The organism is Mycolicibacterium neoaurum (genome assembly GCF_036946495.1).
Lineage (GTDB): Bacteria > Actinomycetota > Actinomycetes > Mycobacteriales > Mycobacteriaceae > Mycobacterium > Mycobacterium neoaurum_B.
On record NZ_JAQIIX010000001.1, the window covers coordinates 311,382 to 328,040 of the forward strand.

Annotated in this window: 14 protein-coding genes; 9 read left to right on the forward strand and 5 right to left on the reverse strand. The window is 68.1% G+C overall.

Translation table 11 applies throughout. The features are described 5' to 3' along the window. Positions 1 to 28 precede the first annotated feature (28 nt). From PGN27_RS01365 to PGN27_RS01380, 4 genes are read right to left on the reverse strand one after another with little or no spacing between them, the layout of a single operon-like run. Positions 29 to 1,507 (reverse strand): precorrin-2 C(20)-methyltransferase, encoded by a 1,479-nt coding sequence (locus PGN27_RS01365; protein ID WP_335324468.1) that lies wholly within the window; start codon positions 1,505 to 1,507, stop codon positions 29 to 31. Continuing rightward, positions 1,504 to 2,130 carry a precorrin-8X methylmutase gene (locus PGN27_RS01370; protein ID WP_335324469.1) on the reverse strand — a complete coding sequence of 209 codons (627 nt, stop codon included), beginning with the start codon at positions 2,128 to 2,130 and terminating at the stop codon, positions 1,504 to 1,506. The genes PGN27_RS01365 and PGN27_RS01370 overlap by 4 nt, the downstream gene beginning before the upstream one ends. Positions 2,131 to 2,139: 9 nt before the next feature. Beyond that, positions 2,140 to 3,273, reverse strand: a complete 1,134-nt coding sequence (cobG, locus tag PGN27_RS01375) for a precorrin-3B synthase (RefSeq protein WP_335324470.1) — start codon at positions 3,271 to 3,273, stop codon at positions 2,140 to 2,142. A 30-nt stretch (positions 3,274 to 3,303) separates the two neighbouring features. Continuing rightward, a complete protein-coding gene (locus tag PGN27_RS01380) occupies positions 3,304 to 4,260 on the reverse strand; it encodes a TauD/TfdA dioxygenase family protein (protein WP_335324471.1) in 957 nt (318 codons plus the stop codon). Between the two features lie 395 nt (positions 4,261 to 4,655). On the opposite strand from PGN27_RS01380, the gene cobN reads away from it, so the two are divergent. Genes cobN through PGN27_RS01400 form a run of 4 tightly spaced genes read left to right on the forward strand, consistent with a single transcriptional unit; the run spans position 4,656 to position 10,027 of the window. Continuing rightward, complete coding sequence (cobN, locus tag PGN27_RS01385; protein WP_335324472.1) at positions 4,656 to 8,273, forward strand: cobaltochelatase subunit CobN; 3,618 nt, start codon at positions 4,656 to 4,658, stop codon at positions 8,271 to 8,273. Positions 8,274 to 8,324: 51 nt separating this feature from the next. Continuing rightward, a complete protein-coding gene (locus tag PGN27_RS01390) occupies positions 8,325 to 8,711 on the forward strand; it encodes a PPOX class F420-dependent oxidoreductase (RefSeq protein ID WP_335324473.1) in 387 nt (128 codons plus the stop codon). Continuing rightward, entirely contained in the window at positions 8,711 to 9,607 is an 897-nt protein-coding gene (gene purU / locus PGN27_RS01395) for a formyltetrahydrofolate deformylase (protein WP_335324474.1), read from the forward strand. Before PGN27_RS01390 ends, purU begins: the two co-directional genes overlap by 1 nt. 33 nt (positions 9,608 to 9,640) lie before the next feature. Continuing rightward, on the forward strand, positions 9,641 to 10,027 hold the full coding sequence (locus PGN27_RS01400) for a PPOX class F420-dependent oxidoreductase (protein ID WP_335324475.1): 387 nt from the start codon (positions 9,641 to 9,643) through the stop codon (positions 10,025 to 10,027). Here PGN27_RS01400 and PGN27_RS01405 read toward each other — a convergent pair. Continuing rightward, positions 10,024 to 10,644: a TetR/AcrR family transcriptional regulator gene (locus PGN27_RS01405; RefSeq protein WP_335324476.1), complete on the reverse strand. Its 621-nt coding sequence runs from the start codon at positions 10,642 to 10,644 to the stop codon at positions 10,024 to 10,026. The two genes, PGN27_RS01400 and PGN27_RS01405, sit on opposite strands and share 4 nt — an antisense overlap. 90 nt (positions 10,645 to 10,734) lie before the next feature. Between PGN27_RS01405 and PGN27_RS01410 the strand changes: the two genes are divergently transcribed. The 5 genes from PGN27_RS01410 (at position 10,735) to PGN27_RS01430 (ending at position 16,652) form a co-directional block, all read left to right on the forward strand. After that, positions 10,735 to 11,907: an aromatic ring-hydroxylating oxygenase subunit alpha gene (locus PGN27_RS01410; RefSeq protein WP_335324477.1), complete on the forward strand. Its 1,173-nt coding sequence runs from the start codon at positions 10,735 to 10,737 to the stop codon at positions 11,905 to 11,907. Between the two features lie 66 nt (positions 11,908 to 11,973). Beyond that, on the forward strand, positions 11,974 to 12,492 hold the full coding sequence (locus PGN27_RS01415; RefSeq protein WP_335324478.1) for an FxsA family protein: 519 nt from the start codon (positions 11,974 to 11,976) through the stop codon (positions 12,490 to 12,492). A gap of 12 nt (positions 12,493 to 12,504) precedes the next feature. Further along, positions 12,505 to 14,103, forward strand: a complete 1,599-nt coding sequence (locus tag PGN27_RS01420) for an amidohydrolase (RefSeq protein ID WP_335324479.1) — start codon at positions 12,505 to 12,507, stop codon at positions 14,101 to 14,103. After that, positions 14,096 to 15,865 carry an apolipoprotein N-acyltransferase gene (lnt, locus tag PGN27_RS01425; protein WP_335324480.1) on the forward strand — a complete coding sequence of 590 codons (1,770 nt, stop codon included), beginning with the start codon at positions 14,096 to 14,098 and terminating at the stop codon, positions 15,863 to 15,865. Before PGN27_RS01420 ends, lnt begins: the two co-directional genes overlap by 8 nt. Further along, positions 15,849 to 16,652 carry a polyprenol monophosphomannose synthase gene (locus PGN27_RS01430; protein ID WP_335324481.1) on the forward strand — a complete coding sequence of 268 codons (804 nt, stop codon included), beginning with the start codon at positions 15,849 to 15,851 and terminating at the stop codon, positions 16,650 to 16,652. The genes lnt and PGN27_RS01430 overlap by 17 nt, the downstream gene beginning before the upstream one ends. Positions 16,653 to 16,659: the final 7 nt, after the last annotated feature.

Here is a 16,659-nt window from a genome sequence, read left to right on the forward strand (position 1 = left end):
CGAAAACTAGACGTGATGCCGGGGGCTGTCAACGATGCTCGGCCGAGGTCAGCTCCGGGTAGGTGCGCGGGGTGAACACGATGTCGCCGTGCACCCGAGTCTGCGAGGACCCGATGATCAGCAGGCATCGCATGTCGACCTCGTCGGGATTCAATTCCCCGAGCGTCACCACCCGCACACTTTCCTGCGGTCCGGCCACGTCGCGGCCGATCACCACCGGCGTGTCGGGGGACCGATGCTCCAGGAGTAGATCGCGCATGGCGCCGACCTGCCAGGTCCGCGTCTTGGACGCCGGGTTGTACACCGCGATGGCCAGATCGGCGGCGGCGGCCGCGCTGATCCGCTTGGCGATGATGTCCCACGGTTTGAGCCGGTCGGACAGTGAGATCACGGCATAGTCGTGGCCGAGCGGCGCACCGACACGGCTGGCCACCGCGTTGGCCGCGGTCATCGCCGGGATCACCCGGACGTGGACATCGGGCCAGTGCACGGCCTCCTCCAGGACCGCGGTGGCCATCGCGAAGACGCCGGGGTCTCCCGAGGACACCACCACCACCGACCGGCCCTGCCTGGCGAGCTCACAGGCCAGCCGAGCCCGCGCCGGTTCATCGGTGTTGTCGCTGGCGTGGCGGGTCTGACCGGTGCGCACACCGACCCGGTCCAGATAGGGGAAGTAGCCGATCAGATCGGTGGCGGCGGCCAGCTCGCGGCGCGCCTGCGGCGTGATCCAGTCCAGGTCGCCCGGGCCCAGCCCGACCACCGCCACGCTGCCGCCGCGGCGCTGAACCGCCGCTTCACCGGGGAGCATGACGATGGAGAAGTAGGGCACCGAGTCCGCATCGACATCGGCGGCGGCGAGCACCCGCTCCTGGTCGGTGCTGGCCCGCTCGACGTAGAAGGCCCGCTCGAGCCGGCCGGTCTCCGAGAGTGCTTGGCGGACTTCGGAATAGGACTTGCCCAGTTTCATGATGACCGCGGCGTCGGTATCGGCCAGCCGACGGGCCAGCTCGGCGCCGGGCAGGGTTCCCGGCAGGATGGTCAGCACCTCATCGCCCTGCACGAGCGGCATACCGTTGGCGGCCGAGGCCGCGCTGACCGAGGTGACACCGGGCACGATCACGGCCCGGAACTGTTCGGTCAACCGGGTGTGCATGTGCATGTAGGAGCTGTAGAACAGCGGATCGCCCTCGGCGAGCAGCGCGACATTGCGACCCGCCCGCAGGTGGACGGCGATGCGCTCGGCCGATTCGGCGTAGAAGTCCTCCATGGCCCCGTCGTAGCCACCGGGATGCTCGGTGGTCTCGGTGGTCACCGGATACACCAGGTGTTCTTCTATCTGTCCCGCGCGCAGATAGGGTTCGGCGATCCGACGCGCGATACTGCGGCCGTGCCTGGCACTGTGATAGGCCACCACGTCGGCCTCCCCGATCACCCGGGCCGCCTTGACCGTGACCAGCTCGGGATCACCGGGACCCAAGCCCACACCGTAGAGCGTTCCTCGACTCATTCGCGTTCACTCGCAATCGCATTCACCGCTGCGGCCGCCATCGCACTCCCGCCACGACGGCCTGTCACCACCAGGTAGTCCATCCCGCGCGGGCGGGCTATCAGCTCGTCCTTGGACTGCGCGGACCCCACGAAGCCGACCGGTCCGCCGAGCACCGCCGCCGGGACGGCCGCGCCGTCGTCGAGAAGCTCGAGCAATCGGAACAGGGCGGTCGGTGCGTTACCGATCGCCAGCACCGCACCGTCGAGCCGGTCAGCCCAGATGTCCACGCCCGCGGCCGAGCGTGTGCTGCCCAGCCGCGCGGCCACCTCCGGGGCGCGGGGATCGGCGACCAGCGATATCACCTCGTTGTCGGCGGGCAGGCGAGACCGGGTGATTCCGGCTGCCACCATCGACGAGTCGCACAGCACCGGCGCGCCCGCGGCGAGCGCCGCGCTCGCCCTGGCCACCACATCGGGACTGAACGCGACGTGTTCGGTGACATCGGTCTGCCCACAAGTGTGGATCAGGCGGACGACAACCCGGGCGACATCCTCGGGAAAGCGCGCCAGATCGGCTTCGGCACGGATCGTCGCGAAGGACTCACGGTAGATCTCCGCGGCGTCGCGGATGTATTCGAGCACCCGCTCACCCTACGTGTGACGCGGTCGGTATCCGTCCGCGGAGGCAACCAACACCTGGGCGCCCGCCGGCGCGCCGCAGCCGCGCTCACAGCCCACGAAGTGCCGATGGGCTCCCGACGGTGCAGCGGGACCGGAGTCGACCGCGGCGAGCGCATCTGCACGGACATCGGTCCTGGACCGTTCGCAGCCGGGACTACCTGCGCAGGCGCTGACGGTCAGCCACGGTGAGGCCTCGTCGAAGACCAGGCCCAGCGGTGCGAGCACGCGTAGCGCAGTATCCGCGACCTCCTCGCGCAGATCGCAGATCAGAATCGAACGCCACGGCGTCACCACCAGTGGTGCGTCGATCGCGGCCACGAATTCCGCGGTGCGCGCGGGCAGTACCCCCAGGGGCACCACCGCCGCCAGCGTGACGAGGGGATCGGAGCCGGTCTGCTCGATCCACCCCACCGGTCCGCGCGCGGTGTCGCCGACCACCAGCCGCTGCCCGGCAGGAACCGACACCTCATGGCCTGCGGTCAACACGGTGGGGTCGTCGAGTTCGGCCACTCGCCAACGCTTTCCGCGATCGCGCTGGAATCGCGAGGCGATCTCGATCACGGTCGGTATGGCGCTGTCGACCGACAACCGCACACCGGTGTCCGAACCCGCCAGCAACAGTGCGACGCCATCGTCGGTGACCTGCAGACCCACATCGGTGTGCAGTCCGCTGACATCCCCACGGCCGTCATCGATGGAGAACCAGAACCGGCCGGGCAACTGGGACAGCGCACTGTCGGCCTGCAGCGCAGCGTCGAGGTCGTGGACCCACCCGCGCACATCGGTCAGACCACCGGACCTGCCGGACAGGGGGGAGGAGACGATGTTGCGGACCCGTTCGTGCGCCGGCGCCGGCAACAACCCGACGCCGGCGATGGCATCGGCGACGCGGGCGGTGTCGGTGATCGCGCGGATCTGCACGCTGCCGCGCGAGGTCAACTCGAGCGCACCGTTACCGCATTCGATGGCCAGATGGGCAAGCGTCTCCAGGGCCGCCGCGTCGAGGAAACCGCCGGGCAGACGCACTCTCACCAGGGCCCCGTCGGCGGCCTGGTGCACCTGCAGCGCGCCGGGACAGGCGTCCTGATCGCGGGTTCGACTCACCCATCCACCGTACTGCCCGATGCCGAATGCTCACCCGGCCAGTGCAACCGGGGTGACCACCACTGAGTACTTTTCGGCGTCACCGGCGATCACCCGGCTGGTCGCGCCATTGACAGCCACGGGCACATCCCCGGCCAGCGTGACCCGGCTGAGTCGGCGGAACTGGTCGTCATAGTCGGCGACCGCGTAGTGCTGAGTCGCCCGGTTGTCCCAGATGGCCAGATCGCCGGGAGCCCAGTTCCACCGGACGGTGTTCTCCAACTTGGTGATCCGCGCCTGCAGCAGATTGAACAACGCGGCCGACTCCGTCGAGCCCAGTCCGACCAGTCGTTTGACGAAATGACCGAGCAACAAGGCCCGTTCGCCGGTCTCCGGGTGTACGCGTACCACCGGGTGCTCGGTCTCGAAGTACTCGGATTCGAACTCGGCCCGATATTCGCGCACCGTACCTGCCGGCACGTCGTGCCGCTGGTCGCCGTCCGGGTGGTCCGCGCTGTAGTCGTATTTGTTGGTGTGCACCGCCCACAGGTTCTCGGCCAACAACCGCAACGGTTCCGGCAGCTGGGCATACGCTGCGGCCGTGTTGGCCCACACCGTCGTCCCGCCGTATTCGGGCAGGGTGACGGCACGCAGCAGCGAGGCCTTCGGGATGCGATCGACGAAGGTCACGTCCGTGTGCCAGCTGTTGGCCTTGTCGTAGCGCGAGTCGATGGGCAGCACCCTGGCGCCCCGCGACAGCACCGTCGGATGCGCCGCGGTGGTGGTGCCGAGACGTTGCGCGAAGGACAGTTGGCCCTCGTCGTCGAGATGGTTCTGTCCACGGAAGAAGATCACCTTGTGCTCCAGCATCGCGGTGTTGATGGCCGCGACGGTTGCCGGGTCGAGGTCACCGGCCAGGCGCACACCGTCCACGCGGGCGCCGATGTGCGCACCGAGCTTCACAACGCGTACCGGTGGCTGTGGGTGCGATGGGTCGGGAAGGGTCATAGGAATATTGGGCCAGGCGAACCCGCAGCCGCCCACGGTTTTACCGACGGCGATCCAAAAGCCGTTGTGCGCAGGTCAGCGCCCCGGAATGTGGATCGATGTGTGATAGGTCACATCAAGATCGGAGCTGTCGGCTCACGCACAGATCGCTCTTTTGTGACCGATCCGGGGCTACGTTCTCGGTACCAACTGGTACCAGCCGGTACCCCCTACCGAAAGGAGGCGACACATGGCGTCCCTGATTGCCATCGGACTTGGCGTTGCCCTCGTCGTCGCCGCCATCGCGACTCCCTACCGAGGCTCCTGGTACGCCCGCTGGGGCGGCTGAGGAAGTACCCGGCGGGAAACACCGGGCGCGCCCCACGCCGGGGGTGCGGTGGGGCAGGATTGAGCGGGTGCCGACCGTATTGCTGCTCTCCACGTCCGATACCGACCTGATCACCGCCCGCGCCAGCGGCGCGCAGTACCGCTGGGCCAATCCGTCCCGGCTGCTGCAGGACGAACTCGACCGGGAGCTGGCCGAGCTTCTGACCGGTGTCGACATCGTCGTGGTGCGCATCCTCGGCGGCTACCGCGCCTGGCAGGACGGCATCGACGTTCTGGTCGCCAGCGGCGTGCCGACCGTCGTGCTCTCCGGTGAACAGGCGCCCGATGCCGAGCTCATGCGGTATTCGACGGTGCCTGCGGGCGTGGCCCTGGAGGCGCATGTCTATCTAGCTCAGGGCGGCGTCGAGAATCTGCGCGGGCTGCACGCCTTCCTGTCCGACACGCTGCTGATGACGGGCCAGGGCTTCGACCCTCCCGTACAGATCCCGACCTGGGGTGTCCTCGAACGCGCCGAAGCGGCACGGCCCGACGCTCCCACCGTTGCCGTGCTCTACTACCGGGCCCAGCACCTGGCGGGCAACACCGGCTATATCGAGGCGCTGTGCGCGGCCATCGAGACGGCTGGCGGCCGCGCACTGCCGGTGTACTGCGCCTCACTGCGGACCGCAGAGGCCGACCTGCTGGACCTGCTGGGCACCGCCGACACGCTGATCACCACGGTGCTCGCCGCGGGTGGTGCCACCCCGGCGACCGTCACCGCAGGCGGCGCCGATGACGGCTGGAACGTGGCCCATCTGGCGGCCTTGGATGTCCCGATCCTGCAGGGCTTGTGCCTGACGAGTTCGCGCGCCGCCTGGTCGGCCAACGATGACGGGCTCTCCCCGCTGGATGTCGCCACCCAGGTGGCCGTGCCCGAGTTCGACGGACGCATCATCACCGTGCCGTTCTCGTTCAAGGAGATCGACGACGAGGGTTTGATCACCTACAACGCCGACCCCGAGCGGTGTGCCCGGGTGGCCGGTCTCGCCGTGCGCCACGCCCGCCTGCGCCGCATCCCCGCCGCGCAGAAGCAGGTCGCGCTGGTCTTCTCGGCCTATCCGACCAAACACGCCAGGATCGGTAACGCCGTCGGGCTGGACACCCCGGCCAGTGCGATCGCGCTGTTGCGCGCCCTGCGCGACCATGGCATCGACATCGGCGAGGTACCCGGCGTCGAGGCCGGAGACGGCGATGCCCTGATCCACGCGCTTATCGAGCGCGGTGGCCAGGACCCCGACTGGCTCACCGAGGAGACGCTGGCGCTCAACCCGATCCGGGTCAGCGCGGCCGAGTACCGGCGCTGGTTTGCGACCCTGCCCGCCGAACTCGCCGACGCCATGGTCGAACACTGGGGCCCGCCCCCGGGCGAACTGTTCGTCGACCGCACCCACAACCCGGACGGCGATATCGTCATCGCGGCCATGCGGTCGGGCAATGTCGTGATCCTGGTCCAGCCGCCGCGTGGTTTCGGTGAGAATCCGGTGGCGATCTACCACGATCCGGACCTGCCGCCGAGTCATCATTACCTGGCCGCCTATCGCTGGCTGGACGGGCAATTCGGTTCTGGCCAATTCGGTGATGGCCCCTCGGCGTTCAAGGCCGATGTGGTCATCCATCTCGGCAAGCATGGCAACCTCGAATGGCTTCCCGGCAAGACGCTGGGGATGAGCAGCGCATGCGGGACCGACGCCGCCCTAGGCGATCTGCCGCTGATCTACCCGTTCCTGGTCAACGACCCCGGGGAGGGCACCCAGGCCAAGCGGCGGGCGCACGCCACCCTGGTCGACCATCTGATCCCGCCGATGGCGCGCGCCGAGACCTACGGAGACATCGCGCGCCTGGAACAACTGCTCGACGAGCACTCCAACGTCTCGGCGCTCGACCCGGCCAAGCTGCCCGCCATCCGCCAGCAGATCTGGACGCTGATGCGCGCGGCGAAGATGGACCACGACCTGGGCCTGGAGGATCGGCCCGACGAGGATTCCTTCGACGACATGTTGTTGCATGTGGACGGCTGGTTGTGTGAGATCAAGGATGTCCAGATCCGCGACGGCCTGCACATCCTCGGCCTTGCACCGGAGGGGGACTCCGAGCTGGACCTGGTGCTGGCGATCCTGCGGGCTCGCCAGCTGTTCGGTGGTGAGCAGACCGTACCCGGCCTGCGTCAGGCGCTCGGTCTCGCCGAGGACGGCGCCGACGAACGCCATGCCGTCGATGCCGCCGAGGACGCGGCGCGGCAGTTGGTCGCCGGGCTGCAGAAGACCGGCTGGGATGCCGGCGCCGTCGACGAGCTGACCGACGACCCCGTGGTGGCCCAGATCTTGCGGTTCGCGGCCACCGAGGTGGCACCGCGGTTGCGCGCCACCTCCGGTGAGATCGACGCGGTACTCAAGGCGATCGACGGCCATTACATCGCGGCCGGCCCCTCGGGATCCCCGCTGCGCGGCCTGGTGAACGTGCTGCCCACCGGGCGTAACTTCTACTCGGTGGATCCCAAGGCCGTGCCGTCTCGGCTTGCCTGGGAAACCGGTGTGGCCCTGGCAGATTCACTGGTCGAGCGGTACCGCACCGATCACGGCGAGTGGCCGAAGTCGGTCGGGCTCTCGGTATGGGGCACCTCGGCCATGCGCACCTCCGGCGACGATATCGCCGAGGTGCTCGCCCTGCTGGGCGTCCGGCCCATCTGGGATGACGCATCGCGACGCGTCGTCGACCTGGAGGTGATCACTCCGGCGGAGCTCGGCAGGCCCCGCATCGATGTGACGGTGCGCATCTCGGGATTCTTCCGCGATGCTTTTCCGCACGTGGTGACGATGCTCGATGACGCGGTGTCGCTGGTCGCCGCCCTCGACGAGGCGCCGGAGGACAACTACGTCCGCGCCCACGCGCTGGCCGACCTGGCCGATCACGGTGATCAGCGACGCAGCACCACAAGGATTTTCGGATCCAAGCCGGGCACCTACGGGGCGGGACTGTTGCAGCTCATCGACAGCCGTAACTGGCGCGATGACGCCGATCTCGCCGAGGTCTACACCGCCTGGGGCGGATTCGCCTACGGTCGCGGCCTCGACGGCGCGCCTGCTTCGGAGGACATGAACCGCGCCTATCGCCGGATCGTGGTGGCGGCCAAGAACACCGACACGCGTGAACACGATATCGCCGACTCCGACGACTACTTCCAGTATCACGGCGGCATGATCGCCACCGTGCGGTCGCTGACCGGTAAGGACCCGGCCGCCTATATCGGCGACAACACCCGTCCCGATGCCGTGCGCACCCGCACGCTCTCCGAGGAGACCACCCGCGTGTTCCGCGCCCGTGTGGTCAATCCACGCTGGATCAACGCGATGCGCAGACATGGTTACAAGGGCGCGTTCGAGATGGCGGCGACCGTGGACTACCTGTTCGGATACGACGCGACCGCGCATGTGATGTCGGACTGGATGTACGAGCAACTGAGCCAGACCTACGTACTCGACGCCGAAAACCGGAAGTTCATGAACGAGTCCAATCCGTGGGCGCTGCACGGGATGGCCGAACGTCTGCTGGAGGCGGCCGGTCGCGGCATGTGGGCTCAGCCCGAGACGGCCACCCTCGACGGACTCAAGCAGGTGCTGCTGGAAACCGAAGGTGAACTGGAGGGGTGAGCCCGCCGGCGCCGGACGGCGCCATCCGTGCCGCGCATTAGGATTGCCCGCATGGCTCTCACCTTCGCCGATGTCGCCAAGGCCGACTACGTCCTGCTCACCACGTTCACCAAGGACGGGCGGCCCAAGCCCACCGCGATATGGGCGGTGCCGGACGGGGATCGGCTGCTGGTGGTGACCCAGGCCGGCTCGTGGAAGGTCAAGCGCATCCGCAACACCCCACGGGTCACGGTGGCCGTCTGCGATCGTCGGGGCAATCCGAAGAGCGAGCCCGTCGAGGCGGTGGCGGCGATCCTGGACGAGGCGGCGCTGCGCCGGACCTATGACGGGATCGCTCGGCGCTACGGCATCGTGGGCAAGCTGTTCGGTCTGTTCTCCAAGCTTCGCGGCGGGATGAAGAACAATGTCGCGCTGGAGTTGCGCGCGGCCGACTCCTGATGACCGCGAGTCATCCGACGGGCACGTCGAAGTCGGCCCGGCACAAGGACATCGGCAGGCTCCTGTTGCGGTGCCCGGACCGGGCCGGCATCGTCGCCGCGGTCTCGACCTTCCTCACCGAGGCCGGCGCGAACATCATCTCCCTCGACCAGCATTCGACCGAGGCCGAGGGTGGCACCTTCCTGCAGCGCACCGTGTTCCATCTCCCAGGACTCGCTGCCGCGCGGCCGGAACTGGAAGCCCGGTTCGCCGAACGGATCGCACCCGAGTTCGATATCGATCACCGGTTCACCGATGCGGCCACCCCCAAGCGGGTCGCCATCTTCGCCTCTACGGCCGATCACTGCCTGCTCGATCTGCTCTGGCGTAATCGTCGTGGTGAACTCGACATGTCGGTGGTCATGGTCATCGCCAATCACCCCGACCTCGCCGACCAGGTGCGTCCGTTCGGGGTGCCTTTCGTCTACATCCCCGCCACGCGCGATACCCGGGCCGAGGCCGAGGCGCGCCAGCTGGAACTGCTCAAGGGCAACGTCGACCTCGTCGTACTGGCCCGCTATATGCAGATCGTCACGCCAGAGTTCCTGGATCAGATCGGCTGCCCACTGATCAACATCCACCACTCGTTCCTGCCCGCGTTCATCGGCGCCAACACCTATCGGCGGGCCAAGGAGCGCGGTGTGAAGCTGGTCGGCGCCACCGCCCACTACGTGACCGAGGATCTCGACGAGGGGCCCATCATCGAGCAGGACGTGGTTCGTGTCGACCACACCCACACCGTCGAGGATCTGGTGCGCCTCGGCGCCGATGTCGAGCGCGCGGTGCTGTCCAGGGCGGTGCTGTGGCATTGCCAGGACCGGATCGTCCGCCACGACGGCGAGACCGTCATCTTCTGAGCGGTCGACCGTCCGCCGTGGTGAACTGTTGACATGGCTCCGACATTCGACGATGTCTACCGCGAGAAGTACCTGCTGCTGACCACGTTCACCAAGGACGGTAGGCCCAAGCCGACGCCGGTGTGGGGTGTGCCGCACGAGGGCAAGCTGTTGATCAGCACCGATGACGGTTCGTGGAAAACCAAGCGGATTAACAACACGCCGCGGGTGACCATCCAGAAGTGCGGAGTTCTCGGCAAGGTCAAGGGTGAGCCCGTCGAGGCCGTCGCACGCAACCTGCCGAAATCCGAGACCCGCCGGGTGTTCGACATGGTGACCCGGCGGTACTGGTGGCACGCCTGGTGGTGGATTCCGCAGGCGCTGATCCGCGGCGGAGTGGACAAGGTGCACGCCGCCATCGAGGTCAGCCCGGTGGATTAGCGTTCCGGCACCGTCCGGGCTCCCGATGCGGCGAGCACCGCGGGCGCAACCCACCGGTGCAGGAACCCACGAAGTTCTGCCCCGCGCCGGCTGGTGCCCTCGGGATCGAGGATGAACGACTGCAGTACGCGCAGCATGAACTCGATGAGTTCGTCGAAGCTCTCGTCGGTGAAACCCGCTGCGGTCCAATCGACGTCGAAGCGCTCGAGGATCGAGCGACCGAACGCGATCGCCACATCGGCGGTGACACCGACGGCGAATGCGCTGGCCCGCCCCGGATGCATGACCAACCCGAGGTATCGATCGTGCGGTAGCTGTTCCAGGGTGTAGGCGATGCCCTCCACGACCGCGACGGTCGGGTCGTCGATCTCATGCAGATCGGCGGCGAGCCGATCGAGGAATCCACCGACCGAGGCCAGGGCGGTCGCCTGAAGCAGCGCATCCTGGGTCGCGAAATAGCGGTAGACCGTCTGGCGCGTGATCCCCAGCGCGGCCGCGACATCGGAGATGGTGACCGACCCGCTGTCATCGATACAGCGGCGCGCGGCATCGATGATCCGACGTGCGGCCTCGTCGTCGTCGGTGGGGATGTCACCGCCCCATCCGTGTCTGCGCATGAAGGCATCGTGCCATCCCGACGCGCGGGACGGAGATCCTCGCAGCAGATTTAGAGCATACAAATCGTCTTCTATGTATGCTCTAAATTCATGACCGCAACAACCGGAACGCCGGTGAGCAACCGGGACGAAGAACTGACCCGTCGTGCCCTCGCACACGCCATCGGCAAGACCACCGACATGGCCCCCCGCGAGCTACGGGTGCCGCTGCACTACTACCGCGACCCCAAGGTCACCGAGGTGGAGGAGTCCCAGATCCTGCGCAGGGTGCCGCTGGCCATCGTGCCGAGCGCGCAGGTCGCGGGCGTCAACGACTATGTCGTGCGGTCGGTGCTGGGCGACTCGTTGCTGGTCACCCGCGACCGGCATGGCCACAGCCACGTCTTCCTCAACTACTGCAGGCACCGCGGCGCGATGCCTGCTTGCGGATCGGGTAACGCGTCCCGTTTCGTCTGCCCGTACCACGCCTGGAGCTACCGCAATACCGGCGAACTGTTCGTCGTACCCGGCCAGGCCGGATTCGATTCGATGGACAAAGCTGATTACGGGCTGGTCGAACTGCCCAGCCAGGAACGGCACGGCTTCATCTGGGCCGTGTTGACCGCGGACGCCGATATCGACGTCGACACCCACCTCGGCGTGCTCGGGCCCGAACTCGAACTGCTGGACTACGCGTCCTACGGTTATCACGGCGAGAAGGAATTCCAATCGCAGGTGTCCTGGAAGGGCGCACTGGAGGCGTTCGCCGAGGGCTATCACTTCCCGTTCGTGCACGGCGAGAGCGTCATCGGTCAGAACACGCTGGCCAATACCGGTGTCTACGACGAGTTCGGCAGGCACCACCGAATCGGCTTCCCGTTCAACTGGATTCGCAATCTCGCCGACGACCCGTCGGGATCGTGGGATCCGCACATGAACATGGGGGTGATCTACTGGATCTATCCGAACCTGATTCTCGCCAACAGCCCGGTGGGCGTCGAGATCATCGACATGCTGCCCGCCGGCGAACCGACCCGGTGCACCGTGCGGCACAGCTGGATGAGCCGGGTGCCCGCCGAAAACGACGAGATGCGCGCCAATTACGACCTCATCTTCGAGGGTGTGCACGCGGCCGTGCGGGACGAGGATTTCGTCATGCTCCCGCAGTGCGGCGAGGGCGTTCGCCGCGCGCAACACGATCACATGATCATCGGTCGTAACGAGATCGGTGTGCAGCACATGATCAAGGTTTTCGCCGCCGAGCTGGGCATCGCATTAGCGTGACAGCCCTGACCTGACAGGACTTCGGCGATCAAGGAACCCGCACCCCACCCCATACGTTGACCCGACATGGCAATGCGGATGTTCCTGATCTACGTCCTGGTCGAACTGGCCGTGGTGGTCGGGCTGGTCTACGCCATCGGCTTCGGCTGGACGGTGCTGGCGGTCATGGTCACCTTCGTGGTGGGCCTGGCGCTGGCCGGTTCCCAGGTTGCCCGCCACCTCGCCCGGCTGCAGTCCGCGCTGGCCTCGCGTTCGGCCTCTGGTGCGCTGGCCACCGACAGTGCCTTGGTTGCGCTCGGCGCGGTGCTGGTCGTGATCCCCGGGCTGGCCAGCACGTTGCTCGGTGCGCTGCTCCTGCTGCCGCCGACCCGCCGCGTCGCACGTCCGCTCGCCGTCGGCCTGGTAGGCCGCAGGCTCGCCGCGACCCCGGTCGTGACGGTCTATCCGGGCGGTTTCGCCCGCGCGCAGCACCCCGCCCGCGAGTACGTCGAGGGTGAGGTCATCGAAGTCGTGGACGTCGACGGATCGCCGTCGACGCGTCCCGATCCGACTGCGCTGGAGTACCGGGGCATCCGCAACGATTAACGTGTCTCCTTCGTGACGACACTGTTGATCAACGGCCGGGTACACAGTCCCGCCGCACCCGACGCCACCGCGATCGCCTTCGGCGACGGACCGGACGGCGCCATCAAGTGGTTGGGTGCCGATGACACGGCGCGAGCGGAGTTCCCCGACGCCGAGGTGGTCGATCTGGACGGCGCGTTCGTGGCGCCGGCCTTCGTCGACAGCCACGTCCACCTGACCGCGACCGGACTGAGTCTGACCGGGTTGGACCTCCGCTCGGCCACCTCTCGGGCACATTGCCTGAGCCTGCTCGCCGCCCATGCCGCCGCGCATCCCGATGGCATCATCTGGGGTTCCGGCTGGGACGAGTCGGGCTGGCCCGATCGCACGCCACCGAGCACCGTCGAGATCGACGGAATTCTCGGCGACCGCCCTGCCTACCTCAGCCGTGTCGACGTGCACTCAGCGGTGGCCTCCACGGGTTTGCGGTCCGCGGCCACCGGGCTCGAGGTGGCTGCGGGCTTCGATCCCCAGCGACCGCTGACCGCGACCGCCCATCACCTTGTCCGCGCGGCCGCCCGCGAGATGCTGACACCCCGGCAGCGGCGCGCTGCCCAGCACGCCGCACTGGATGCGGCCGCCGCGCACGGCATCGCCGCCGTGCACGAGTGTGGTGGCCCCGATATCGGCGGCCGCGAGGACTTCGATGCGGTGCTCTCGCTCGAACACGGCGTACAGATCACGGGCTATTGGGGCGAGGCCGTCGACAGTGCGGCCGCCGCCCGTGACCTGATGGCGTCCACCGGCGCCGCAGGGCTGGCTGGTGACCTGTTCGTCGACGGTGCGCTGGGGTCACGCACGGCATGGCTGCACCAGCCCTACGCCGATGCGGACCACACGTGCGGCAATCGCTACCTCGACAGCGACCAGATCATCGCCCACCTGCACGCCTGCACCGAGGCAGGCGTCCCGGCGGGGTTCCACGTCATCGGCGACGCCGCCGTCAGCGAGGTCACCGCGGCGGTACGGCAGGTCGTCGAGCGGTTCGGGGGTCCGGCGGTCGCTCGCTGCGGCCACCGGCTCGAGCATCTGGAGATGGTCGATTCCGGGCAGGCCGCCGATCTCGGGCGCTGGGGGATCATCGCCAGCGTCCAGCCCGCTTTCGATGCGCTCTGGGGTGGTCCCGAGGGCATGTACGCGCAGCGGCTCGGTGCCGATCGTGCCGCGCTTCTGAATCCGTTCGCGCTGTTAGCATCTCAAGGCGTGCCCCTCGCCTTCGGCTCCGACAGTCCGGTGACCGGGCTCAACCCCTGGGAGGCGGTCCGCGCGGCCGTCCAGCATCGGACGCCGGGCAGCGGAATCTCTGCTCGCGCAGCGTTCTCGGCGGCCACCCGCGGAGCATGGCGGGCCGGGGGAGTGCGCGACGGTGTCACCGGGACACTGGTTCCCGGTGCCCCCGCCAGCTACGCCATCTGGGAAACCGGCCCGCTGGAGATCAGCACCCCCGCCAACGACGCGGCCGCGCGGTGGTCGACCGATCCGCGGTCGCGGGTGCCCGCGCTGCCCAACCTGGACGGGGTGCTGCCACGCTGCCTGCGGACCGTGCATCGAGGCGCGGTGCTGCATGGGTGACGGCGAGGCCGGCCGGTTCGCCCGCTACACCGACAGCGTGCGGCGTGCGCTGGTCGCGCGCTGGGCCCGGTTGCTGGCATCGATCATTGGTGGGGCGCTGCTGTATCTGAGCTTTCCGCCCGTCAGCTGGTGGTGGACGGCGTTCCCGGCGCTGGCGCTGCTCGGTTGGGTGCTGACCCGCGCCCAGACCACGCGCGCCGGCGGGTTCGGTTACGGCCTGCTGTTCGGGCTGGCGTTCGCCCTGCCGCTGCTGCCGTGGATTGGGCTGTTCGTCGGCACCGGACCGTGGCTGGCGTTGGCGCTGTTGGAGGCGCTGTTCCCGGCGTTGTTCGGTCTGCTCGCGGTGCTCGTGCGACGACTGCCCGGCTGGCCGGTGTGGTTCGCCGCGGAGTGGGCCGTTGGGGAGTGGCTCAAATCGACGGTGCCGTTCGGCGGTTTCCCTTGGGGCGTGGTCGGTTTCGGACAGACCGACGGCCCACTGCTACCGCTGGCGCAGGTGGGCGGGGCGCCGCTGGTGTCGGTGGCCACCGCACTCGTGGGGTTCAGTCTCACGGCGCTGACGCTGGAGATCGTGCTGTGGTGGCGACACAGCCACCCGAACCAGCCCCGGCGTGCCGGCAGTTTCGACGCCGCCCGCCCGGAAGCCGTGCTGCCCGGCATGTGCATCTGCGTGGTGCTGCTGGCCACCGCGCTGGTCTGGCCGGCGGTGCGGCAATCCGGTGTCGGCGCCGGAGATCACCCCGCGGTGACAGTGGCCGCGATCCAGGGCAACGTGCCGCGGCTTGGGCTGGACTTCAACGCCCAGCGTCGTGCGGTGCTGGACAACCATGTCGCCGAAACACTGCGGCTGGCCGACGAGGTGCGCGCGGGACGCGCACCTCAGCCCATGGTCGTCATCTGGCCGGAGAACTCCTCCGATATCGACCCGCTGCGCAACACCGACGCCTCGGCGGCCATTTCGGAAGCCGCCCGCGCCATCGGTGCCCCGATCCTGGTCGGGACCGTGCTGGCCGCGCCCGATTACACGCCCACCCAGCCGGTGACCACCAACTCCGTCCTGGTCTGGGATCAGGAGAACGGGCCGCAGGACCGCCACGACAAGCGCATCGTGCAGCCCTTCGGTGAATACCTGCCCTGGCGCGGCTTCTTCCGCAAGTTCTCGTCCTATGCCGACCGTGCCGGCTATTTCGTCCCAGGCACCGACAACGGTGTCGTGCAGGCGGCGGGGGTCCCGATCGGTGTCGCCACCTGCTGGGAGGTGATCTTCGACCGGGCGGTCCGCGAATCCGTCCTGGGCGGTGCGCAGTTCCTCGCGGTGCCCAGCAACAACGCGACCTTCGACGAGACGATGAGCCGCCAACAATTGGCGTTCGCCCGGCTGCGGGCCGTCGAGCACGACCGTTACGTGGTCGTGGCGGGAACCACCGGTATCAGCGCCGTCATCGCCCCCGACGGGCAGGTGGTGGCACGCACCGACTGGTTCGAACCCGCGTATCTGGATTCGGTGGTGAAGCTGCGCTCCGATATCACCTTCGCCACTCGCTGGGGGCCGGTGGTGCAGGGGGTGCTGGTGGGGATCGGCCTTACCGCTGTGCTCGCCGCGATGCTGCATAATCGGAGATTCGCAAGCGGGAGCAAGGCCGCCGCCAGCAACACCGGAGACCGACGGCCGGAAGCCGACGCCGCCGCATCCGGGCAGGTCCGGGAGCAATCCGCCCAGAGCAGTGAGGATGAGAAGAGAGAGCATGAGCACGACCGATAACCAGGAGCACGACTCCGGCTATCCCGCTTCTCCCAGTCGGCGGACGCTGGTGATCATTCCCACCTACAACGAGCGCGAGAACCTGCCGTTGATCGCGGGCAGGGTGCGCGCCGCCACACCGGACGTGCACATCCTCGTCGTCGACGACGGCAGTCCGGACGGTACCGGCCAGCTCGCCGACGAACTGGCCCTGGCCGACCCGGACCGGGTGCACGTGATGCACCGGGTCAGCAAGGACGGTCTCGGCGCGGCCTACCTGGCGGGATTCGCCTGGGGGCTGAGCCGCGGATACTCGGTGCTTGTCGAGATGGACGCCGACGGCAGTCACGCCCCGGAGGAGCTCGGCAGGCTCCTGGACGCGGTGGATGCCGGTGCCGACCTCGTGATCGGTTCGCGCTATGTGCCCGGCGGTGCGATTCGCAACTGGCCGCGGCGGCGGTTCGCGCTGTCCAAGACCGCCAACACCTACGCCAGGGTGCTGCTCGGGGTGAGCATCAACGACATCACCGCCGGCTATCGCGCCTATCGGCGTGAGGTACTGGAGAAAATCGACCTCTCGGCCGTCGACTCCAAGGGGTATTGCTTCCAGATCGATCTGAGCTGGCGCGCCATCAACGCGGGCTTCAAGGTCGTCGAGGTCCCGATCACGTTCACCGAACGCGAGCTCGGGGTGTCGAAGATGAGCGGATCGAATATCCGTGAGGCCATGGTCAAGGTGGCCGAGTGGGGTCTGCGCGGGCGGATCGACCGGGCCCGCGGTGTCACCAGCAAGCCGGCACAGCTCTGAGACGAAC

Bases quoted from the DNA above. Each gene is read 5' to 3' on its own strand.
- PGN27_RS01365 (WP_335324468.1), bottom strand. From the start codon at position 1,507: ATGAGTCGAGGAACGCTCTACGGTGTGGGCTTGGGTCCCGGTGATCCC.
- PGN27_RS01380 (WP_335324471.1), bottom strand. From the start codon at position 4,260: ATGACCCTTCCCGACCCATCGCACCCACAGCCACCGGTACGCGTTGTG.
- PGN27_RS01390 (WP_335324473.1), top strand. From the start codon at position 8,325: ATGGCTCTCACCTTCGCCGATGTCGCCAAGGCCGACTACGTCCTGCTC.
- purU (WP_335324474.1), top strand. From the start codon at position 8,711: ATGACCGCGAGTCATCCGACGGGCACGTCGAAGTCGGCCCGGCACAAG.
- PGN27_RS01400 (WP_335324475.1), top strand. From the start codon at position 9,641: ATGGCTCCGACATTCGACGATGTCTACCGCGAGAAGTACCTGCTGCTG.
- PGN27_RS01405 (WP_335324476.1), bottom strand. From the start codon at position 10,644: ATGCGCAGACACGGATGGGGCGGTGACATCCCCACCGACGACGACGAG.
- PGN27_RS01410 (WP_335324477.1), top strand. From the start codon at position 10,735: ATGACCGCAACAACCGGAACGCCGGTGAGCAACCGGGACGAAGAACTG.
- PGN27_RS01415 (WP_335324478.1), top strand. From the start codon at position 11,974: ATGGCAATGCGGATGTTCCTGATCTACGTCCTGGTCGAACTGGCCGTG.
- lnt (WP_335324480.1), top strand. From the start codon at position 14,096: ATGGGTGACGGCGAGGCCGGCCGGTTCGCCCGCTACACCGACAGCGTG.
- PGN27_RS01430 (WP_335324481.1), top strand. From the start codon at position 15,849: ATGAGCACGACCGATAACCAGGAGCACGACTCCGGCTATCCCGCTTCT.